We start from the raw sequence: 21,381 nt of genomic DNA, 5'->3' as shown, positions 1-21,381 counted from the left end.
CCCGGCGTCCCCCTCGTTTGACGCCCCTCGTCAAACGGCGTGACCGGCGCCCGGGGCCGGGCGGACCGTCGAGCCATGTCCCTCACCGAGCAGTACGCACTCGACCTCTACCGGGCCGCCCGGCGCGGCGACCCCGCCCCGCCCGCACCGGGCCTGCACGACTGGCGCACCCTCCGGGAGCTGCGCGAGTACCGCGACGTCCGGGCCGTGACGGAGGGCCGCCCGGTCCGCCGCCGCGGCCGCCATGGCCGCCTTACGGATGCGCTGCGCTCCGTAAGGGCGGTCGGGGCGGTCGGGGAGGTGTTCGCGCGGCGCCGGTCAGCCGTTCCCGTCCCCGAGCTCCCGGCCCTCCATGAGCTTCCGGACCCGCGCGAGGAAGGCGTCGGCCGCGGCCGTGACGTCGTCGGCCGTCCAGTCGAGTGCGGATGACGCGACCGTCAGCTCCGTCATGGCCAGGCCGGGCGGTCCCGGCTCCCGCCAGCGACGGAACAACACCGTCCGGGTCTCCTCCGCCAGCCGCACCCCCGCCTCGTCCAGCACCGCCGCCGGATACGGCAGCCACACCTGGAACTGGTGGGTGTGCGGCACCTCCGGGTGCACCCGGGACCACCCAACGCCCGCGGCCGTTAACGCCGTCCGCAGCGCCTCGGCCACGACCCGCGCGTGCGCCACGTACGACGGCAGCCTCGGCAGCTCGCGGTCCAGGCCGTCCAGCGCCGCCAGCGCCACCGGCCACTGCTGGAAGAGCTGGCCGCCGTACCGGTGGCGCCACGCCCTGGCCTCGGTCACCAGGGTCTCGGGCCCTGCCAGCGCCGCTCCCGAGAGGCCGCCGAGCGACTTGTAGAAGGACACATAGACGGAGTCCGCCAGAGCGGCGATCTCCGGCAGCTCCCGGCCGAAGTGCGCCGTGCACTCCCACAGCCGCGCCCCGTCGAAGTGCACTACCGCGTCCCGCTCCCGGGCCGCCGCCACGGCCGCGACCAGCTCGTCCCACTCGGGCAGCACGAATCCGGCGTCGCGCAGCGGGAGTTCGAGGGCGAGGGTGCCGAACGGCTCGTCCAGGCCGCGGATCTCCTCGGCCGTGGGCGGCCGCGGCTCGCTGGTCGGACGCACCGCGCGCAGCCCGCTCACCGTCAGATACGCGTCCCGCTCGTGCACGTCCAGATGGGCCAGCGGATGCAGCGCCACCACCGGACTGCCGGTGCGCCCCGCCCAGCAGCGCAGCGCGACCTGCTGCGCCATGGTGCCGGTGGGGAAGAACGCCGCGGCCTCCATGCCGAGCAGCTCGGCGACCCGCCGCTCCAGTTCCTCGACGATGCCGTCGCCGTAGATGTCCACCCAGCCGTCCCCGTCGTACGACGCGGTGTCGGCGTCGTACGACGCGGTGTCGGCCGTAAGGGCGGTCGTGAGGGCGGCCAGCCGCTCGGCGATCCGCACCTCGGCGGGCCCGCGCGCGAGCGTCCGCTCGGCGCCGTGCCAGGCCGCGAGGCGGCGCGCCCGCGCGGCCCGCTCCGTCCCGCCGCCCGTGCCGTCCATCTCGTCTGCCTCGTCCGTCCCGTCCGTCATGGGCTGATCATGTCGCACGCCTGTCCATCGGACCACAGAGTTGTCCACAGGCCCGGGCGTGCGGCCAAACCCCCCGGAAACACTCGCGTAGCATGGCGGGGAATCGTCCGGTACCCCTGAGGACTGGAACGGAAGGCCGTTGCCGCGTGAACGCTCAACCACTGCCTGAGCCGCAGGACCGACCTGCCCGGCTCACCGTCGGGGTCGTCGGCGCGGGCCGCGTCGGCCCGGCCCTCGCCGCCTCGCTGAGACTCGCCGGGCACCGCCCGGTCGCCGCGTCCGGTGTCTCCGACGCCTCCGTGCGCCGGGCCGCCGCCCTGCTTCCCGAAGTCCCCGTCGTGCCGCCCTCCGAGGTGCTGGCGCGGGCCGAGCTGGTGCTGCTCACCGTCCCCGACGACGCGCTGCCCGAGCTGGTCGGCGGCCTCGCCGAGACCGGTGCGGTGCGCCCCGGCCAGCTGCTGGTGCACACCTCGGGGCGCTACGGCGTCAGCGTGCTGGAGCCCGCGCTGCGGGCCGGTGCGCTGCCGCTCGCGCTGCACCCCGTCATGACCTTCACCGGCACCTCGGTGGACGTCCAGCGGCTGGCCGGCTGCTCCTTCGGCGTCACCGCGCCCGAGGAGCTGCGGCTGGCGGCCGAGGCGCTGGTCATCGAGATGGGCGGGGAGCCCGAGTGGATCGCGGAGGAGTCCCGCCCGCTCTATCACGCCGCCCTCGCCATCGGCGCCAACCACCTCACCACGCTGGTCGCCCAGTCCCTGGAGCTGCTGCGCGCGTCCGGGGTCGAGGCCCCCGACCGGATGCTCGGCCCCCTCCTCGGCGCCGCGCTGGACAACGCGCTGCGCAGCGGCGACGCCGCGCTCACCGGCCCGGTGGCGCGCGGCGACGCGGGCACGGTCGCCGCCCATGTCGCCGAGTTGCGGCGGCACGCCCCGCACGCCGTCGCCGGCTATCTGGCCATGGCCCGTACGACCGCGGACCGGGCGCTCGCGCACGGTCTGCTCAAGCCGGAGCTCGCCGAGGACCTGCTGGGCGTGCTCTCGGACGTGACCGACGCGCGGGGCCGGGGAGGTAGCGAGGCATGAGCCCGAAGCTGTGGACCAAGGCGCTTCCAGGGGAGCCGGATGTGGAGCTGTTCCGTCATCGCCCGGATCTGGACGCGGCGCTCGCCCACTTCGCCGTGCCCGGGCGCACGGCCGTCGTGATGACTATGGGCGCGCTGCACGACGGGCACGCCTCGCTCATCCGCGCCGCCCGCGCCCGGGTGGGCGCCAAGGGCATGGTGACCGTCACCGTCTTCGTCAATCCGCTCCAGTTCGGCGCGGGCGAGGACCTCGACCGCTATCCGCGCACCCTCGACGCCGACCTCAAGGTGGCGGCCGAGGCGGGTGCGGACATCGTCTTCGCCCCCACCGCCGAGGAGGTCTATCCGGACGGCGAGCCGGGCGTCCGGATCACCGCCGGGACCCTGGGCGAGCGCTATGAGGGCGCCTCGCGCCCCGGCCACTTCGACGGGATGCTCACCGTCGTCGGCAAGCTGCTCCATCTCACCCGCCCCGACATCGCCTTCTTCGGCGAGAAGGACGCCCAGCAGCTGTCCCTGGTCCGCCGGATGGTCCGTGACCTGAACTTCCCCGTGGAGATCGTCGGCGTCCCCACCGTCCGGGAGGGCGACGGGCTCGCACTCTCCAGCCGTAACCGCTATCTGACGGCCCAGGAGCGGGACACCGCGCTGGCCCTGTCCCGCGCGCTGTTCGCGGGGCGCGACGCGGGGCTGCTGGCGGCCGGGGAGGGCCCTGCCGGGTCCGAGGAGCACGAGCTCATACGGGTCGCGTCGCCCGCCGCGGTGCGGTCCGCGGCGCGGACGGTGCTCGACGAGGCGGCGGGGCTCGAACCGCCGCTCGTCCTGGACTATCTGGCCCTGGTCGACCCCGCCGACTTCACCGAGGTCTCCGACGGACACACTGGCGAGGCCGTGCTGGCCGTCGCCGCCAAGGTCGGCGCCACCCGCCTGATAGACAACATCCGCCTGTGGATCGGAGCCGCCCGATGACCCGTCCGACCGGGCGCCCGGCGGCCGAGGCCGCCGCCCCCGCCACCGCCCTGCGCGCCCCCGCCCCCGGCTGGGCCACCGAGGCCGATGTCGTGGTCGTCGGCTCCGGGGTCGCCGGGCTGACCGTGGCGCTGCGCTGCGCCGCGGCCGGGGCCAGGGTCACCGTGGTCACCAAGGCCCGCCTGGACGACGGCTCCACGCGCTGGGCCCAGGGCGGCATAGCCGCCGCCCTCGGCGAGGGCGACACCCCCGAGCAGCACCTGGACGACACCCTGGTGGCCGGTGCCGGGCTCTGCGACGAGCGGGCGGTGCGGGCGCTGGTCACCGAGGGCCCCGACGCGGTGCGCAGGCTCATCGCCACCGGCGCCCGCTTCGACGCCGACGACGTTACGGGCGAGATCCTGCTGACCCGCGAGGGCGGCCACCACCGCCGCCGGATCGCCCACGCGGGCGGCGACGCGACCGGCGCGGAGATCTCCCGGGCCCTGGTCGATGCGGTCCGCGCGGCCGGTATCGAGACCGTGGAGAACGCCCTGGTGCTCGATCTGCTCAAGGACGGCTCCGGCCGGGCGGCCGGGGTCACCCTGCACGTCATGGGCGAGGGCCAGCGGGACGGCGTGGGCGCCGTAAGGGCGGACGCGGTCGTGCTCGCCACGGGCGGCATGGGCCAGATCTTCTCCGCCACCACCAACCCCGCCGTCTCCACCGGCGACGGGGTCGCGCTCGCGCTGCGCGCGGGGGCCGAGGTGAGCGATCTGGAGTTCGTACAGTTCCATCCCACGGTGCTGTGGCTGGGCCCGGATGCGGAGGGCCAGCAGCCGCTGGTCTCGGAGGCGGTGCGCGGCGAGGGCGCCCACCTCGTGGACGCCGACGGGGTGCGGTTCATGCGCGGGCAGCACGAACTGGCCGAGCTGGCGCCCCGTGACATCGTCGCCAAGGGCATCATGCGGCGGATGCGGGAGCGCGGCGCCGAGCACATGTACCTGGACGCGCGCCACTTCGGCGCCGAGATGTGGGGGCGGCGCTTTCCGACCATCCTCGCCGCCTGCCGCGCCCACGGCATCGACCCGGTGACCGAGCCCATCCCGGTCGCCCCGGCCGCGCACTACGCGAGCGGCGGGGTCCGCACCGATCTGCGCGGCCGCACCACCGTCCCCGGGCTCTACGCCTGCGGGGAGGTCGCCTGCACCGGCGTCCACGGCGCCAACCGCCTGGCCTCCAACTCCCTTCTGGAGGGCCTGGTCTTCGCGGAGCGCATCGCGGAGGACATCACCGCTGAGGACATCACCGCGGAGGACATCACCGCTGAGGCGGAGTCCACGGGGGCGGAGTCCGCCGGGGCGGAGCCCACCCGGACCGTGGGCCGCGAGCGGCCCGCGGAGCGGACCGGGCCATCGGCTCCCACCGCTTCTCCCGCCGCTTCCGGCGACGCGCCCCTGCTCGCCTCCGAGGCCCGCTACGAGATCCAGCACATCATGACCCACGGCGCCGGGGTGCTCCGCTCCGCCGCGAGCCTGGCCCGCGCCGCCGACCGGCTGGACCGCGTCCAGGACGACGCCGTGGCGCAGCTGCTGCGGGACGGCAAGACGGCCGAGCCCGGGGTCGAGACCTGGGAGGCCACCAACCTCCATCTCGTCGCCCGGGTCCTGGTGGCCGCCGCGCTCCGCCGCGAGGAGACCCGCGGCTGCCACTGGCGCGAGGACCGCCCCGAGCGGGACGACGCCGCCTGGCGCCGCCACCTGCTGGTCACCCTCCGCCCGGACGGCGCCCTCGATGTCCGTGCCACGGACTCCGAAGCGTTTCCCCCATCGACCACCCCCCGAGCCGAGACGGAGTCCCGCCCGTGAGCAGCAGCACTTCCGAAGACCGTCAGCCACTCGTGTCCCTGCCGCTGCTCCAGATCGGCGGCCCCGGTGCGGGGGGCGGCTGCGGCGACGCCTGCGGCTGTGGCGGTGACGACGGTGAACTCGACCCGATGGAGTGCGGTCTGGACCCCGATCTGGCCGAGCTGCTGATCCACGCCGGGCTCGACCCCGTTCAGGTCGAGGACATCGCCCATATGGCCATCGAGGAGGACCTCGACCAGGGCGTGGACGTCACCACCGTGGCCACCGTCCCCGAGGACGCCTTCGCCACCGGCGACTTCACGGCCCGTGAGGCGGGCACCGTCGCGGGGCTGCGGATCGCCGAGGCGATCCTGTCCGTGGTCTGCACGGACGAGTTCGAGGTCGAGCGGCATGTCGAGGACGGCGACCGGGTGCAGCCCGGCCAGAAGCTGCTCAGCGTCCGCACCCGCACCCGCGACCTGCTCACCGGCGAGCGCAGCGCACTCAATCTGCTGTGCCGGCTGTCCGGTATCGCGACCGCGACCCGCGCCTGGGCCGACGCCCTGGAGGGGACGAGGACCAGGGTCCGTGACACCCGTAAGACCACGCCGGGGCTGCGCGCCCTGGAGAAGTACGCGGTGCGCTGCGGCGGCGGGGTCAACCACCGGATGTCGCTCTCGGACGCCGCGCTGGTGAAGGACAACCACGTGATCGCGGCGGGCGGTGTCGCGGAGGCGTTCGGCGCCGTACGGGCCGAGTTCCCGGATGTGCCGATCGAGGTGGAGGTCGACACCCTGGAGCAGATCCCGCCGGTCCTGGCGGCGGGCGCGGATCTCATCCTGCTGGACAACTTCACCCCGGAGCGGACCCGCGAGGCCGTGGAGCTGGTCGCCGGGCGCGCCGTGCTGGAGTCCTCGGGACGGCTGACGCTGGCCAACGCCTGTGCGTACGCCGAGACGGGCGTCGACTATCTGGCGGTCGGCGCGCTCACCCACTCCTCCCCGATCCTGGACATCGGCCTGGACCTGCGCGAGGCCGAGGAGAAGTAAGCGATGCTCCTGACCATCGACGTCGGCAATACGCGCCCGCCCGTCGCCCCACCCACCACCCCAGGGCTCGACCTCGGCCGTGAGCCCGACCGGAAGCGGTGCCGCCCATGCTGTTGACCATCGACGTCGGCAACACGCATACCGTGCTCGGCCTCTTCGACGGCGACGAGATCGTCGAGCACTGGCGGATCTCCACCGACGCCCGCCGTACCGCCGATGAGCTCGCCGTACTGCTCCAGGGCCTGATGGGCATGCACCCGCTGCTCGGCGAGGAGCTGGGCGACGGGATCGCGGGCATCTCCATCTGCTCCACCGTCCCCTCCGTCCTCCACGAGCTGCGCGAGGTGACCCGCCGCTACTACGGCGATGTGCCGTCCGTCCTGGTCGAGCCGGGCGTGAAGACCGGTGTGCCGATCCTGGTGGACAACCCCAAGGAGGTCGGCGCCGACCGGATCATCAACGCGCTGGCCGCCGTGGAGCTCTACGAGGGTCCGTGCGTGGTGGTCGACTTCGGCACCGCGACGACGTTCGACGCGGTCAGCGCGCGCGGGGAGTACGTGGGCGGGGTGATCGCGCCGGGCATCGAGATCTCGGTCGAGGCGCTGGGCGTACGCGGGGCGCAATTGCGCAAGATCGAGCTGGCCCGCCCGCGCAGCGTGATCGGGAAGAACACGGTGGAGGCCATGCAGTCCGGCATCCTGTACGGCTTCGCGGGCCAGGTGGACGGAATCGTCCGCCGTATGGCGCGTGAGCTCGCCCAGGACCCCGAGGACGTCACCGTGATCGCCACCGGCGGTCTGGCGCCCATGGTGCTAGGAGAATCCTCAGTGATCGATGAGCATGAGCCCTGGTTGACCCTGATCGGCCTCAGACTGGTCTACGAGCGGAACGTCTCGCGCGGCTGAGCACCGGTGATCAGCTCTTCACCTGCTCTTCACCCGGGTGCTCGACCGCATTGACGGCATTCCGAAACGAATTCCCGCACTGGGGATTCGTCCCGCGCGACTGATCGCTCTTCGCCAATGGGGCGAGGGGTGGTCAAGGGAAAGACGGCACATCGAATTCCGTATTGACAAGCGGAACGGCCGTCGACCATGTACACCGGCACCCGGATGCGACGGTCCGCCCCCGGGTGCCGGGTCCGGACGGGACCGCCTCGGCGCGGTCCCGTCCGGCGCTTCCCCCGTATGGCGGCTCGGCGTCCGCAACGCGCCGCACCGTCCCGCGCTCAGCGAAATTTGTCCGCTTAGCACTTAAAGTCGCCCCATGCCCACGCCATATGGATCCCGCGGCGGAATGGCGTTCAGTGCGGATGAGCTGCGTGTGCTCCGACGCGCCCTCGCCATCGCCCTCCAACCCGACCCCGTCACCCCCTCCGCCGGCCCCCTCGGCCCGGACCGGGCGGAGGAGGTCCAGGACTGTCTCCGGCTCGCCGAGGCCGTGGACGAAGCGGTCCGCGAGGGCGGGCGGCTGCGAGCGTTCCTGCTCGACGAGCTCGCCCGCTACCGCGCCGCCCTGCCCGGCGCCGCCGTCGGCTATCTCGAGCAGCTCCAGGGCGCCCTGGCGGCCGGTTATGAGCCGCTGGCCGAGGATCTGGCCGCGCTCCGCGCGCTGTGCGGGTCGGCCGCCGGGGGCGGTGAGGCGACGCGCCGGCGCGCGCTGCTGAGCCACTGCGAGCGCCTTGCCGAGCGGGGCGTACGCGCCCGGCTCGCGGAGCGCGCCGGTGAGCGCGCCGGTGCCGCCGGCGCCGCCGTGGAGCCGCGCACGCGCCCCGTGGCGCCCCGGCTGCGCGCCCTGCCCGGCGGGATCTCGGCGGCGTCCGGGACGGCCGCGCAGGGGGCCGCCCGGAGGGGGACCGGGGCCGCTCTCCAGTCCGACGAGCAGAAGCGTGAGCCCCGTAAGAAGCCCACGCCGCCGGAGCACGGCGACCGCGAGGAGCCGAAGCGGAGGGAGCCGGGCCGCCGGGCGCCGCGCCCGGGGCGTCCGGTGCCCACGCCGGCGGAGGTCTTCCCGCCCAAGCGCCGCCGCCCCCCGCCGCCCCCGGAGCACGAGTCGAGGCTCGCGTCCGGCGCCGGGACCCGCTCCGCCTGACCTGCCGCCCCCCGGGCGCCCCGCCCGGGACCGGTGCCCGGCTCCGGGAGGCCGCGACGCGCCGCGTAATCTGGTGGTCTCGAGCAAAAGGAGGCCAAGAGTCATGGATTACGTCTCCGCGCTGGTCCCGCCCGTGGTGATGGCCGTGGCCTTCACCGCGCTCATCGTGACGATGGTGAAGAGCCAGGGCGGCGCCAACAAGTCCAAGGAGGACGCCGCGGTGGACGCCGCGCTGGCGGCCCGCGCCGAGGCCGAGCGCCCGGCGCCGGAGCGCGAGACCTCCTGATCGGACCGATCACGCCGGACCACGCCCCGCGGACGCGTCGCGTCCCGGGGCGTGCGGCTTTTCCCGTCCAACCGCCCAACCCTCCGGACATTCGGGACATCTCCCACTATTATTCTCGGTGTGCCTCGGCCATTGGGAGATCTCGAAGACGCGGTCATGACGCGGGTGTGGAAGTGGAACCGCCCGGTCACGGTCCGGGAAGTCCTGGAAGACCTTCAGCGGGAACGCTCGATCGCCTACACGACGGTCATGACCGTAATGGACAACCTGCATCACAAGGGCTGGCTGCGCCGTGAGGTGGAAGGCCGCGCCTATCGATATGCCGCGGTCTCCACGCGCGCCGCCTACTCGGCCGCACTGATGAACGAAGCGTGGTCGACCAGTGACAACCCGGCGGCCGCACTCGTCGCGTTCTTCGGGATGATGTCCGAAGAGCAGCGCGACGCACTACGGGATGCCATGCGCGTCGCACAACTGGGGGAGCCGGGGGAGAGCCCCGGTGAGTCGGGGCGATGACACGGGGCGATAGCGTCCGCTCATGTCCTCCCCACTATCAAAAGTAGTCACCGTCCGCCGTGCCCGGACCAGCGATGTTCGGGCAGTGCGCCGTCTCATCGACTCGTACGTGGACGATCGCATCCTGCTCGACAAAGCCACCGTGACGCTTTACGAGGACATCCAGGAGTTCTGGGTCGCCGAGCGCGACGACGACGCCGAGGTCATTGGCTGTGGAGCGCTGCACGTCATGTGGGAAGACCTCGCGGAGGTCCGCACTCTCGCCGTCGATCGGACTCTCAAGGGCACCGGTGTAGGGCATCTGGTGCTTGACAAGCTGCTACAGACCGCACGCTGGCTGGGCGTGCGGCGCATTTTCTGCCTCACCTTCGAAGTCGAGTTCTTCACCAAGCACGGCTTCGTGGAGATCGGCGAGACGCCGGTCGACGGCGATGTCTACAGCGAGCTCCTGCGTTCCTATGACGAGGGCGTCGCCGAGTTCCTGGGTCTCGAACGGGTGAAGCCGAACACCCTTGGCAACAGCCGGATGCTTCTGCAACTGTGATCGCGGGCCCCTATGTCCGAATCGCTCCCCTATCACATAGCTCCGGAACATGACCTTCCATGAGCCTTCCCGCTTGGTGGATCGGTCGAACCCTCGCGAGGGGTTTGTGTTTTTCCGGGAAAAGCGGTTTCCTATTCTCTCGTAGTGTAATTACCTGGGGGGTGAGTCATCAGCGGCTAACGCCGTGCCCCCGAGCCCCCCGTTTTCCCTGAAAGGAACCCCATGGCACAGAAGGTTCAGGTCCTTCTTGTCGACGACCTCGACGGCGGCGAGGCGGACGAGACCGTGACGTTCGCTCTGGACGGCAAGAGCTACGAGATCGACCTCACCACCACCAACGCGGACAAGCTCCGTGACGCCCTGGAGCCGTACACCAAGGGCGGCCGGCGCACCGGTGGCCGGGCCTCCGGCGGCCGGGGCAAGGCGCGCGCGGCGGCGGGTGGTGCCGGTCAGGACACCGCGAAGATCCGCGCCTGGGCGAAGGAGAACGGCTACGAGGTCAACGACCGCGGCCGTGTTCCGGCGACCGTCCGTGAGGCGTACGAGAAGGCCAACGGCTGAGCGCGTCACCCTTCCCCGGCTCGCCGCTGTCCGGGAAGTGGCAGGGCGCGCACCAACCGGGCTCGGTGGCACTCCGTGGCCGCCGTGCTCACGAGCCGTACGAGATCGGGGGCGCCCCCATCGCCCCCGAAGCCTGCCCTCGGCAGCGTCGGCTCCACCTCGCCCTTCGCGTCGGGAGGTCGCAGCCATACAGCGGCCTCCTGCGGGCATCGCTCACCGGGCGCCCCGGCGGCCAGGGACGGTGGCCGGCAGTGGGCGGGGCATGGCGCGGTGATCCGGCCTCCGGCGCCGATCGTGCCCAGGTCCAGGGCCACACCGCCCCACTCCAGCCAGTCGAGCAGCCCCGGAAGCTCGTCCGCGCTGCCGGTGGCCACCAGGAGCCGCATCCAGGCGCCCTCCACCGCGACCGGACCGGTCCGCGGTACGCGCCGCAGCATCGCGAAACCGGCCACGGCCGGCAGTTCGATGACGTCGAAGGCCACCCCCGTGAGCAATTCGACGGGATCGCTGCCGGCCGTCGGCCAGCCCAGCTCCCGCTCGTACCAGCGTGACCGGGCGGCGGGTGCGGACGGCTCCGCGCCGTGGGCCCTGAGGATCATGCCCGGCAGAACTCCCCGCCCGCCCGCTTGGTTACGCGGGCGGTTCACGTTCGTACGTGATGATCTCCGTCGTGCGTGACGATCTCCACATGCGATGACGTTCCGTACCGGCCCGTAAGCGCCCCGTACCCATAAGGGGGCCTACAGGGCCGGTGAACGGGCGCAAGGTTGTTCGCCCATAGCGGATGGAACCGGCCCCCACGGCATGGAGTATCTGTGCTTGCGGGTAAGACATCCCTAGTGGGGAGGGGCGGTCCGCATGTCGGGAGGAAGCGGCGTTCGCCATCGGCGTACTGACGGTGGGCGTAGATGCCTGGCCTGCGGGAACATCGTCTCGCACCATCGGGTTGAAGCAGTTGTCGGCTGTTCGGGCAGGAGGCCAGTGCTGTTTGCCCCGTGCGAGCGGGGGTGATCCGGACGGTTGTCGGCAGTTGGAATGAGCTGTCCCGGGTTGCGGGACTAGCATGCGGAAGGACAGGGAGGGGATCGTCCCCGATCTTTCTGACCGCTCTGAGGAGCGATTAACGATGTTCGAGAGGTTCACCGACCGTGCGCGGCGGGTTGTCGTCCTGGCTCAGGAAGAAGCCCGGATGCTCAACCACAACTACATCGGCACCGAACACATCCTCCTGGGCCTGATCCACGAGGGTGAGGGTGTCGCCGCTAAGGCCCTGGAGAGCCTCGGGATTTCGCTCGAGGCGGTCCGCCAGCAGGTGGAGGAGATCATCGGGCAGGGGCAGCAGGCCCCGTCCGGGCACATCCCCTTCACCCCCCGTGCCAAGAAGGTCCTGGAGCTGTCGCTCCGCGAGGCCCTTCAGCTCGGCCACAACTACATCGGTACGGAGCACATCCTGCTCGGCCTGATCCGCGAGGGCGAGGGCGTCGCCGCCCAGGTCCTCGTGAAGCTGGGCGCCGATCTGAACCGGGTGCGGCAGCAGGTCATCCAGCTGCTCTCCGGCTACCAGGGCAAGGAGGCCGCCACCGCAGGCGGCCCGGCGGAGGGCACGCCCTCCACCTCGCTCGTCCTGGACCAGTTCGGCCGCAATCTCACCCAGGCCGCCCGCGAATCCAAGCTCGACCCGGTCATCGGGCGCGAGAAGGAGATCGAGCGGGTCATGCAGGTGCTCTCGCGCCGCACCAAGAACAACCCGGTCCTCATCGGCGAGCCCGGCGTCGGCAAGACGGCGGTCGTCGAGGGCCTGGCCCAGGCCATCGTCAAGGGCGAGGTGCCCGAGACCCTCAAGGACAAGCACCTCTACACCCTGGACCTGGGCGCCCTGGTCGCCGGCTCCCGCTACCGCGGTGACTTCGAGGAGCGCCTGAAGAAGGTGCTCAAGGAGATCCGCACCCGCGGCGACATCATCCTGTTCATCGACGAGCTCCACACCCTGGTGGGTGCGGGTGCCGCCGAGGGCGCGATCGACGCCGCGAGCATCCTGAAGCCGATGCTGGCGCGGGGCGAGCTCCAGACCATCGGCGCGACCACGCTCGACGAGTACCGCAAGTACCTGGAGAAGGACGCGGCCCTGGAGCGCCGCTTCCAGCCCATCCAGGTCGCCGAGCCGTCGCTGCCGCACACCATCGAGATCCTCAAGGGTCTGCGGGACCGCTACGAGGCGCACCACCGCGTCTCGATCACGGACTCGGCCCTGGTCGCGGCCGCCACCCTGGCCGACCGCTACATCTCGGACCGCTTCCTGCCGGACAAGGCGATCGACCTGATCGACGAGGCCGGTTCCCGGATGCGGATCCGCCGGATGACCGCACCGCCGGACCTGCGCGAATTCGACGAGAAGATCGCCGATGTGCGCCGGGAGAAGGAGTCCGCGATCGACTCGCAGGACTTCGAGATGGCCGCGGGCCTGCGCGACAAGGAGAAGCAGCTCCTGGCCGCCAAGGCGAAGCGGGAGAAGGAGTGGAAGGCCGGCGACATGGACGTCGTCGCCGAGGTCGACGAGGAGCTGATCGCGGAGGTCCTGGCCACGGCCACCGGCATCCCGGTCTTCAAGCTCACCGAGGAGGAGTCCTCCCGGCTGCTGCGCATGGAGGACGAGCTGCACAAGCGCGTCATCGGCCAGAAGGACGCCATCAAGGCGCTCTCCCAGGCCATCCGGCGCACGCGTGCGGGCCTCAAGGACCCCAAGCGCCCCGGTGGCTCGTTCATCTTCGCGGGCCCGTCCGGTGTCGGTAAGACCGAGCTCAGCAAGACCCTCGCCGAGTTCCTCTTCGGCGACGAGGACGCGATGATCTCGCTCGACATGTCGGAGTTCAGCGAGAAGCACACCGTCTCGCGGCTCTTCGGCTCCCCGCCCGGATACGTGGGCTACGAGGAGGGCGGCCAGCTCACCGAGAAGGTGCGCCGCAAGCCGTTCTCCGTGGTCCTCTTCGACGAGGTCGAGAAGGCCCACCCGGACATCTTCAACTCGCTGCTCCAGATCCTGGAGGACGGTCGGCTGACCGACTCCCAGGGCCGGGTCGTGGACTTCAAGAACACGGTGATCATCATGACCACCAACCTCGGCACCCGGGACATCTCCAAGGGCTTCAACCTGGGCTTCGCCGCCCAGGGCGATGTGAAGACCGGCTACGAGCGGATGAAGGCCAAGGTCAACGAGGAGCTGAAGCAGCACTTCCGCCCCGAGTTCCTGAACCGTGTCGATGACACCGTGGTCTTCCACCAGCTCACCGAGGACGACATCATCCAGATCGTCGACCTCATGATCGCCAAGGTGGACGAGCGGCTCAAGGACCGCGACATGGGCATCGAGCTCAGCGGTGACGCCAAGAAGCTGCTGGCCAAGCGGGGCTACGACCCGGTCCTGGGCGCCCGGCCGCTGCGCCGGACGATCCAGCGCGAGGTCGAGGACATCCTCTCGGAGAAGATCCTCTTCGGCGAGCTGCGTCCGGGCCACATCGTGGTCGTGGACACCGAGGGCGAGGGTGAGGAGAAGAAGTTCACCTTCCGTGGCGAGGAGAAGTCGGCGCTGCCGGACACCCCGCCGATCGAGTCCGCCGCCGGTGGCGCGGGCCCGAACCTCAGCAAGGAGGCGTGACCGACGCGGAGCCGTCTGTCGCCTCGGGGCCGCCCCGGACCGTTTCCCGGTCCGGGGCGGCCCCCTTTTGTGCGGGTGCCGCATGGCGTGGGTGCCGCTTTGTGCGGGTGCTGCCTTTGCGCGGGTGCCGCCTTGTGTGGGTGCCGTGCGGGCGCGTCCTGAGAGGCCCTGTGACGCCCTGTGACGCCCCGGGAGGCCGGGCGGGCCCAACCCTCCGGGGCACCCCTCACGCGCCCGCCACGATGACCTGGACGCCCTCAGGGACCCCGGTCACCTCCGCGTTGCGGTGGCTCAGCCGCAGGATCTCCAGCCGCGGGAAGGCGGCCAGCCAGCTCAGGTCCAGGTCCGCGCCCAGGTCGTAGGCGAGCCACAGCTCGGTCAGCCGCTCGGCCACCAGGCCCGCGGTCAGCTGCTCCGGGGTGAGCGCCCCGGCTATCTGGACGCAGGGGCGGCCGCCCAGCCGGCGCAGCGCCCGCAGCTCCTCCGGGTCCGACACCGGAAAGTCGAGTTCCCGCTCATCGAGATGGGCGATGATTTCCTCGGCGTAACGGTCGGTGTCATATCGCCGCCAGGCGCCCGCGAGCTGCGCCCGTACCGCCCAGGAGGCACGGTCCCGCAGCCGGACCAGATAGTCGATCGCGCGGTCGTCGGCTATCGAGGTGGCGGTGACCGCCAGCCGATGGGCCTCCTCGTCGGATACCCCGCTGGGATCGGGCAGCATTTCCAGCACGATAGGCCCGATCCAGCCCAGCGCTCGGGCCCCTTCCAGCGAGGTCGGGCGTACCAGATCACGGGTATAGCGATGCACCCGGGAACGCACCTCGGGGTCCAGCTCCGTAGCGTGTTCCAGACATGCGGCCGCCAGGAGTTTGCGATGGCGAGCATGGACCGGCCGGGCGTCTTTACGGGCCGCCAGCAGCCCCTCCAGGAGGTAGGCGCATTCATCGGGACGGGCGAGGGAGACGGACATTCTGATCACTTCTTCCCAGTCGTCCAGGTGCGCGTGGTCGATCAGGAAGTCAAAATCGTGCCGTTCGACGACCGCTCTCGCGCTGAGATAGTCCTGGAACGTTCGGTGCACGAAATCGACCGAACCGGGTGTGGGCTCGCGCAATAGACCGGTCCGGTTGAGCAGATGGCGGTAGATCTCCTCCGGCCCGCCCTGCCGCTCCGCGTGCGGAATGGCCGGGATGTACCGGCCGAGTGTCTCGAGGGCGGTGGCCCGGTCCATTTCGGACCGGCCGTTGACGAGCATCCAGTGCGCCAGCTTCTGGAGCAGCTGGATCTTCGGTTCCTGGGGGAGGTCGATTCCATCCGGCGGCAGCATGGCGCGCTCGCGGTCGCGCCGTTCCAGGAGCATGGAAAGGGCCGCGTCATAGAGGGCTTTCCGGCCGCGCGGCAGATAGCCGCGGCGGTCGCGGTGCAGTGCGCACAGCAGACCGCACATCAGTGGATTGGTGGCCAGCCGCCCGAGGTCCCGGGTAATCCTTACGGCGTCCAGCAGCGTTTCCTCGTAACCGCTGAGCCGGTCCAGATCGGCCTGGTCGGTGATGTCCTGGCGGGCGGCCGCATGCCAGCGCCGGATGAACGCGGTGACGCCCTCGCGGCTGAGCGGGGAGAGTTTCAGCTCGGTGAAGCGCTCGGCGGCGAGCCAGTTCTCCCGTACGGCCGAGGGGCGCGAGGTGACCAGCCAGACATTTCCCGGATAGCGGGTGGGGAGTTCGCGGAGCGCTTCGCGGAGCCGTTCGCGCTCGTCCTCCGGGGCCTCGTCCACGCCGTCCACGAGCAGCAGCCCGCGCCCGCGCGAGAGCACCCGCTCGGCCCAGCCCGGCGGCTGTGCGGCGGCGTGCGGATAGCGGACGGCGGAGAGGAAGGCGTCCGGCTCCGGGAAGCCGTCGCGGCGGAACCGGCGCACGGGGAGCACGAACGGCACCCGCCCGCGCAGCCCCTCCAGCGGGGCCGGGAGGTCGCCGCGCGCCACGGACACCGCGAGCCGCTGCACCAGCGTGGTCTTGCCCGACCCCGCCACGCCCCACAGCAGCACCCGGGTGCGTCCGGCGAGGGCCTGCTCGGCGGGGGCGCTGGGGCCGCTCCCGTCGGTCTCGGTCTCCAGGCTGAGATAGGCGGCGTCCAGCGGCCAGCTGTCGGGGGAGTGGGTCAGATCGATGCCGTAGATCGTCAGATGGTCGTGGGCGGCCACGGTGTCCCGCGCGTAGCGCTCCTCGAACGCGGCGTCCTCGGCGGCCGTGACGAAGGGGGAGCGGACGGTGAGGAAGCGCAGGATGTGCGCGCAGACGGCCTCCCGCAGCGAGGCGTGCGTCCGGGCGTCGGCCGCGTCCAGCCCCTCGTCGGCGTCGGGCGCGCCGACGGACAGGTGCCGGGCGAAGGCCTCGGGGCCGAGGCGGACCGCCCGCAGATCGTCCAGGTCGACGGTGCCGAGGGTGTGGAGGGTGCGGGCGAGCGCGTCGATCAGCTCGGGCCGCGCCTGATCGTCGATCTCCCCGTCGACGTCGATCTCCTTCGCGACGTCCTCGACGAGCGCGGAGGCGATCCGGGGCAGGTCGCGTTCGGTGAGCGTGCGGTGGTCGCCCTGGAAGGCGACGAGGGAGGCGATGCGGACGGGCCGGTCCACCGGACCGTCGGCGACGAAGAGTTCCTGGACCAGTGTGGCTATGGCTGCGGCTGCGTCTGCGCCTGCGGGATCCATGAGGCCCCGTCCCCCCGGTGACTGTTGTTCGCCGTTCAGAAGCCACCAGGGTAGGCACGGCCGGCGCCGGATGGGTGGGGGTTCGGCGTGGGTTCCGGGGGCGGCCGGTGGCACGGGGCGGGGGCGCGGTGGGGTGGTTGCGGTGCGTTGCCGGGTGCGGGGGCGCTTTTCCGTGACGACGCCCGGGATACGGGGCCCGAGGGCTCCGGCCGCGTGCCCGCCGGGATGGATGTGTCAGACCATGGCGAGCCGGTCCACCAGCAGCTCCACCCTCGCCTCGGCGTCCTCGGGCAGCAGGCGACCCGTTCGGGTCAGGGTGGCGAGCCCGTGCAGGGCCGCCCAGAACATCTCGGTGAACAGCCCCGGGGCGACGCCGTCCCCGGCGACCTCGGCAAGGCACTCGAGCAGAGCGGCGAAGGCGTCCTTCAGCGGCTCGGGGGTGTCCTCCCGCGCGTACGGCAGGCCGCCGTCGAGCTGGAACAAGGCGTCGTAGACCGCCGGGTTGTGCTCGGCGAAGTCGAGGTAGGCGCGGGCCAGGGCGGCGACCCGGGCGCGCGGGTCGTCCTCGGCGGAGGTCGCGGCCCGCACCGCCGCGGCCATCTCGGTGGCGCCCTCCAGGGCGACGGCGCCGATGATCTCGCGCTTGCCGCGGAAGTGGCTGTAGAGGACGGGCTGACTGTATTCGATGCGCTCGGCGAGCTGGCGGGTGGTGACCGCGTCCCAGCCCTGCTGCTCGGCGAGTTCCCGGGCCGTCGCCACGATGAGGCGCTCGCGCTCCGCCCGTTCGCGCTGCTTGCGTTCTTGTACCGACATAAAGCGATCCTAGCATCACTAGACAATCGAGCGGCAGCAGGTCTAGCGTTGCCACAACAGCTAGCGGCACTAGATTCTAAGAGGGTCATCATGCTCAACGCACTCGAGGTCGTCACCACCGTGATCGTCGGCTTGATGGTGGGGGTGGAGTTCTCCGTCGCCTTCATCATGAACCGGATCCTGAACGCGCTTCCCGACGACAGCGCCCAGCTCGGCCACGCCCACGGCGGCCGGATGCTCGGCGCCCTGATGCCGTTCTGGTACATAGGCTCACTCGTCCTCAGCGCGATCTGGGCCGTCGCCGGATGGCACCACCACGGCGCCGGACTCGTCGTCACCGCCGCCGGCCTGCTGATCGTCAGCGTGGTCATGTCGATGCTGCTGCTCGTCCCGATCAACAACCGAAACAAGACCTGGACCCCCGAAAACCGGCCCGCCGACTGGAAGCAGCAGCTGGACCGCTGGGGCCGCTACCACTACCTCCGCGTCGCCGTCATCATCGCCGCCTTCACGCTGCTGGTCGTCGCCCTCACCTGACACCCCACGAAGGCGCGTGGGGTCAGGCGGCGATCCCGTATGCGTGCTGCTGCGGGGTGAGTTCGAACCAGAGCAGCTTGCCGCTGATGCCGAAGAGGTCGTCGGCGAGGGGGTAGCCGCCCCAGTTGTCGGCGCACAGCCGGACGATGAGCAGGCCACGGCCGGAGGTCGCGTCCAGGTTCGCCGCGGCCTCGGTGAGGGCCGTGAAGCGGTCGAGGGGGCTGGGCGGGGCGTCGAAGGGCGCGGGGATGGTGGGGTTGGTGTCCCAGATGCTGACGCGGAGGCGGTTCTCGCAGAGGTGACGGATGCGGAGTTGGGCCGGGCCGTCGGAGTGGCGGACGGCGTTGGTGACCAGCTCGCAGGTCAAGAGTTCCGCCGTGTCGGTCAGCTCGGCCATGCCGTGGGAGGCGAGGACCGCCCGGAGGGTGGCGCGTGAGATGCGTGCGGCCCGTGGGTCGTTGGGCAGGCGGAGGGAGTACGTCCAGGGGTCGGAGGACGGCGGTACGTTGGCCATGGAGTCTCCCTCGGTCGGGTGGAGTTGGGTGGCTTGCGCCACACAGTAGGGCCAGTCGTGTTAGTTCTAACGTCCATACGGAGATATGGCTCACGATTGCCCTCGTGTGGGTGACAAGGGGAGACCGATGGCGACCACCAGTAGTCCTACGCTCAAGCAGCGACGACTCGGAGCCGAGTTGCGGAAGCTTCGTGAGCGCGCGGGCCTGAGCTCCACTGCGGCCGCCGCCGAGCTGGGTGTCCAGCAGGCCCGCGTGAGCATGATCGAGGCTGGTCGGTACGCCGTGGGTGCCGATCGCGTGCGCGTGATGGCTCGCACGTACACCTGCGCGGACGATGATCTCGTGGATGCGCTGGCGGACATGACGGGTGGACGCACGCGAGGCTGGTGGGACGAGTATCGGGAGTATCTTCCGGCGAGTTTCGCGGACTTGGCCGAGCTGGAGCATCACGCACACGGGCTGCGCGTCGCGCTGGTGATTCACATCCCGGGTCTGCTTCAGACCGTGGATTACGCCCGTGCCGTGATCCATGAAGCAGCTCCGCCGCTCCGGGCGTACGAGGTCGAGTATCGGCTGTCGCACCGAATGAAGCGGCAGGCGATCCTCCACGGAGATAGATCGGTGCCGTACACCGCGATCATCCACGAGGCCGCCTTGCGGATGCAGTTCGGTGGTACGGACACGGTTCGCGCGCAGCTGGAGCACCTGCTCGCGATCAGCGAGGCGCACAACATCGTCATCCAGGTAATCCCGTTCAGCAGTGGAACGTTTCCCGGCCCGGGGCAGTCGATCGACTACGTCCTCGGTCCGGTGCCGCAGCTCGACACGGCGCAACTGGACCTGGCGTGGGGCTGCCAGTTCGTTGATGCTGAGGCTGAGTTGGCCAGATACCGGGCTGTCGTCGACCGTATGGAGACCACTGCCCTTAACCCGGATGAATCCCGCGACTTCATTCACAACATCGTGCGGACCATGTGAAAGGTGAAGTGTGTCCACGTACCAGTGGCGGAAGTCCACTTACAGCCCGAACTCGTCCAACTGCGTGAACGTCGCCGCGAGCGACCGCGCCGTCCTGCTCAGGGAGAGCGACGACCCCGACGTCATCCTGACCACCACCCCCGCCGCCCTGCGCGCCTTCATACGGGATGCCAAGGCCGGTGCCTTCGACCGCATCCAGCAAGGCGGAGCGTAAAGCGCGACGGCCCGTCGGGAGAGGGAGAGGGAGAAGAGACGGCCCGTCGCGTTCGTGACCCTAGGACCCGGCGCTGAGCGGGCACTTACCGCTTGCTGAGCCCGGCCGGACGGCCGACCGGAAAATCGGGGGCGGCCCGGCCGGCGGCCGGGGTACCGTGCCGTCCATGGACTCGTTCCTTCAGATCTACGGCTGACACGCCGTCTCGCCCGGCGCACCGGTGACCACGCCCGTGCGCCGGGCCGTCGTGTCCATCTCGCCGTAGACCTGAAACGAGTGATCCCCTATGTCCCGTCGCCGTGCCCATATCGCCATGGTCGGCATCCCCGCCATCAGCCACACCCTGCCCAGCCTCGAGATCATCCGCGAACTCGTGGCCCGGGGGCACCGGGTGACGTACGCCAATGACCCCTATATGGCGGACGCCATCGCGTCGACCGGTGCCGAGTTCGTGCCGTTCGAGTCCACTCTGCCGGTCGCCGACAACGACTGGCCGGAGGACCCGATCGCGGCGATGACCCTGTTCCTGGACGACGCCGTCCATGTCCTGCCGCAGCTCCGCGCCGTGTACGACCGCGACCCGGCCGATGTGTACCTCTACGACATCGGGGCGTACCCCGCGCGGGTGCTCGCCGAGACGCAGGGGCGCCCGCTGGTCCAGCTGTCGCCGACGATCGTGGGCTGGGAGGGCTACCACGACGAGATCGGGGCGCAGATCATGAGCCTTCCCGGCGCGGGCGCGTATCAGGAGAAGTTCGCGGCCTGGCTGGTGGAGTCCGGCGCCACCACCACGGATCCGAACGCCTTCTCCGGACAGCCGCCGCGCTGCGTCGCGCTCATTCCCCGTGCGATGCAGCCGAACGCCGACCGGGTGAACACCGAGGTGGTGACGTTCGTCGGACCGTGCCTCGGGGACCGTGCCGACCAGGGTGGCTGGGAACGTCCCGCAGGCGCGGAGAAGGTGCTGCTGGTCTCGCTGGGCTCGGCGTACACCCGGCAGGCCGCCTTCTACCGCGAGTGCGTCGCGGCCTTCGGGGATCTGCCCGGGTGGCATGTGGTGCTCCAGATCGGCAAGTACGTCGACCCGGGCGAGCTGGGGGAGATCCCGGCGAACATCGAGGTCCACAACTGGGTGCCGCAGCTGGCGATCCTGGAGCGGGCCGACGCGTTCATCACCCACGCGGGGATGGGCGGCAGCAACGAGGGGCTGTACACCGGCTGTCCGATGATCGCCGTCCCGCAGGGCGCGGAACAGGCCATGAACGCCGACCGGCTCGTCGAACTGGGCGTGGCCCGCCGCTTCGACACGGCGGACGCCACCGCCGGGGCCCTGCGTGCCGCGCTGCTCGAGCTCACCACGGACCCGGAGGTCGCGCGCACGTCGGCGCGGCTGCGGGACGAGGTGCGGGCCGAGGGCGGCACCGGGCGGGCCGCCGATCTGATCGAGGACGCGCTGCGGTGACACCGCGCTGACAC

The 21,381-nt window shown here is 71.2% G+C and carries 21 protein-coding genes; 16 read left to right on the top strand and 5 right to left on the bottom strand.

Translation table 11 applies throughout. The annotated features are described in order from the left end of the window. Positions 1-75: 75 nt before the first annotated feature. Positions 76-429 (top strand): hypothetical protein, encoded by a 354-nt coding sequence (locus tag ACT2CW_RS01720; protein WP_445515255.1) that lies wholly within the window; start codon positions 76-78, stop codon positions 427-429. Here ACT2CW_RS01720 and ACT2CW_RS01715 read toward each other — a convergent pair. Next, a complete protein-coding gene (locus ACT2CW_RS01715; protein WP_445515254.1) occupies positions 319-1,566 on the bottom strand; it encodes a threonine aldolase family protein in 1,248 nt (415 codons plus the stop codon). The genes ACT2CW_RS01720 and ACT2CW_RS01715 overlap by 111 nt on opposite strands. A gap of 146 nt (positions 1,567-1,712) precedes the next feature. Here ACT2CW_RS01715 and ACT2CW_RS01710 point away from each other — a divergent pair, with 146 nt between their 5' ends. The 10 genes from ACT2CW_RS01710 to ACT2CW_RS01665 all read left to right on the top strand — a co-directional run bounded on the left by ACT2CW_RS01710 (position 1,713) and on the right by ACT2CW_RS01665 (position 10,489). Further along, positions 1,713-2,648, top strand: a complete 936-nt coding sequence (locus tag ACT2CW_RS01710) for a Rossmann-like and DUF2520 domain-containing protein (RefSeq protein ID WP_044573332.1) — start codon at positions 1,713-1,715, stop codon at positions 2,646-2,648. Next, positions 2,645-3,616 (top strand): pantoate--beta-alanine ligase, encoded by a 972-nt coding sequence (gene panC, locus ACT2CW_RS01705; RefSeq protein ID WP_164436183.1) that lies wholly within the window; start codon positions 2,645-2,647, stop codon positions 3,614-3,616. The genes ACT2CW_RS01710 and panC overlap by 4 nt, the downstream gene beginning before the upstream one ends. Then, positions 3,613-5,463 (top strand): L-aspartate oxidase, encoded by a 1,851-nt coding sequence (locus tag ACT2CW_RS01700; RefSeq protein WP_445515253.1) that lies wholly within the window; start codon positions 3,613-3,615, stop codon positions 5,461-5,463. The genes panC and ACT2CW_RS01700 overlap by 4 nt, the downstream gene beginning before the upstream one ends. Next, positions 5,460-6,491: a carboxylating nicotinate-nucleotide diphosphorylase gene (gene nadC, locus ACT2CW_RS01695; protein ID WP_445515252.1), complete on the top strand. Its 1,032-nt coding sequence runs from the start codon at positions 5,460-5,462 to the stop codon at positions 6,489-6,491. Before ACT2CW_RS01700 ends, nadC begins: the two co-directional genes overlap by 4 nt. Positions 6,492-6,598: 107 nt before the next feature. Beyond that, entirely contained in the window at positions 6,599-7,396 is a 798-nt protein-coding gene (locus ACT2CW_RS01690) for a type III pantothenate kinase (protein WP_020870373.1), read from the top strand. Between the two features lie 361 nt (positions 7,397-7,757). Then, positions 7,758-8,582 (top strand): hypothetical protein, encoded by an 825-nt coding sequence (locus ACT2CW_RS01685; protein WP_445515251.1) that lies wholly within the window; start codon positions 7,758-7,760, stop codon positions 8,580-8,582. Between the two features lie 103 nt (positions 8,583-8,685). Continuing rightward, complete coding sequence (locus ACT2CW_RS01680) at positions 8,686-8,868, top strand: hypothetical protein (protein WP_044573347.1); 183 nt, start codon at positions 8,686-8,688, stop codon at positions 8,866-8,868. 120 nt (positions 8,869-8,988) lie between these two features. Further along, positions 8,989-9,384: a BlaI/MecI/CopY family transcriptional regulator gene (locus ACT2CW_RS01675; RefSeq protein ID WP_075200364.1), complete on the top strand. Its 396-nt coding sequence runs from the start codon at positions 8,989-8,991 to the stop codon at positions 9,382-9,384. 22 nt (positions 9,385-9,406) lie between these two features. Then, the gene (locus tag ACT2CW_RS01670; RefSeq protein WP_078559538.1) at positions 9,407-9,928 is read left to right on the top strand and encodes an amino-acid N-acetyltransferase; all 522 of its coding nucleotides are present in this window, start codon (positions 9,407-9,409) and stop codon (positions 9,926-9,928) included. Positions 9,929-10,150: 222 nt separating this feature from the next. Further along, complete coding sequence (locus ACT2CW_RS01665) at positions 10,151-10,489, top strand: histone-like nucleoid-structuring protein Lsr2 (protein WP_037960512.1); 339 nt, start codon at positions 10,151-10,153, stop codon at positions 10,487-10,489. 5 nt (positions 10,490-10,494) lie between these two features. Here ACT2CW_RS01665 and ACT2CW_RS01660 read toward each other — a convergent pair whose 3' ends face one another. Beyond that, positions 10,495-11,088, bottom strand: a complete 594-nt coding sequence (locus ACT2CW_RS01660) for an SCO3374 family protein (RefSeq protein WP_445515250.1) — start codon at positions 11,086-11,088, stop codon at positions 10,495-10,497. A gap of 527 nt (positions 11,089-11,615) precedes the next feature. Between ACT2CW_RS01660 and ACT2CW_RS01655 the strand changes: the two genes are divergently transcribed. Next, entirely contained in the window at positions 11,616-14,141 is a 2,526-nt protein-coding gene (locus tag ACT2CW_RS01655; protein ID WP_037960519.1) for an ATP-dependent Clp protease ATP-binding subunit, read from the top strand. A gap of 226 nt (positions 14,142-14,367) precedes the next feature. Here ACT2CW_RS01655 and ACT2CW_RS01650 read toward each other — a convergent pair whose 3' ends face one another. Both ACT2CW_RS01650 and ACT2CW_RS01645 read right to left on the bottom strand, forming a co-directional pair. After that, the gene (locus ACT2CW_RS01650) at positions 14,368-16,848 is read right to left on the bottom strand and encodes an NACHT domain-containing protein (protein WP_445515249.1); all 2,481 of its coding nucleotides are present in this window, start codon (positions 16,846-16,848) and stop codon (positions 14,368-14,370) included. Positions 16,849-17,082: 234 nt separating this feature from the next. After that, the gene (locus tag ACT2CW_RS01645) at positions 17,083-17,661 is read right to left on the bottom strand and encodes a TetR/AcrR family transcriptional regulator (protein WP_182472251.1); all 579 of its coding nucleotides are present in this window, start codon (positions 17,659-17,661) and stop codon (positions 17,083-17,085) included. A 90-nt stretch (positions 17,662-17,751) separates the two neighbouring features. Between ACT2CW_RS01645 and ACT2CW_RS01640 the strand changes: the two genes are divergently transcribed. Further along, entirely contained in the window at positions 17,752-18,198 is a 447-nt protein-coding gene (locus tag ACT2CW_RS01640) for an anthrone oxygenase family protein (protein WP_445515248.1), read from the top strand. Between the two features lie 22 nt (positions 18,199-18,220). On the opposite strand, the gene ACT2CW_RS01635 is transcribed toward ACT2CW_RS01640, so the two are convergent. Continuing rightward, the gene (locus tag ACT2CW_RS01635; protein WP_164436829.1) at positions 18,221-18,712 is read right to left on the bottom strand and encodes an ATP-binding protein; all 492 of its coding nucleotides are present in this window, start codon (positions 18,710-18,712) and stop codon (positions 18,221-18,223) included. Positions 18,713-18,839: 127 nt separating this feature from the next. Here ACT2CW_RS01635 and ACT2CW_RS01630 point away from each other — a divergent pair, with 127 nt between their 5' ends. The 3 genes from ACT2CW_RS01630 (at position 18,840) to ACT2CW_RS01620 (ending at position 21,367) form a co-directional block, all read left to right on the top strand. After that, positions 18,840-19,691, top strand: a complete 852-nt coding sequence (locus tag ACT2CW_RS01630; protein WP_138915027.1) for a helix-turn-helix domain-containing protein — start codon at positions 18,840-18,842, stop codon at positions 19,689-19,691. Positions 19,692-19,701: 10 nt separating this feature from the next. Beyond that, positions 19,702-19,905, top strand: coding sequence for a DUF397 domain-containing protein (locus tag ACT2CW_RS01625; protein WP_432049063.1), 204 nt, complete (start codon positions 19,702-19,704; stop codon positions 19,903-19,905). Positions 19,906-20,191: 286 nt separating this feature from the next. Then, on the top strand, positions 20,192-21,367 hold the full coding sequence (locus ACT2CW_RS01620; RefSeq protein WP_445515247.1) for a macrolide family glycosyltransferase: 1,176 nt from the start codon (positions 20,192-20,194) through the stop codon (positions 21,365-21,367). The last annotated feature ends 14 nt before the right edge of the window (positions 21,368-21,381 follow it).

The sequence above is a fragment of the Streptomyces sp. NEAU-174 genome, from assembly GCF_052665095.1.
Note: the sequence above shows the minus strand (reverse complement) of the source record. Positions and strands in the feature narration are given on the sequence as shown.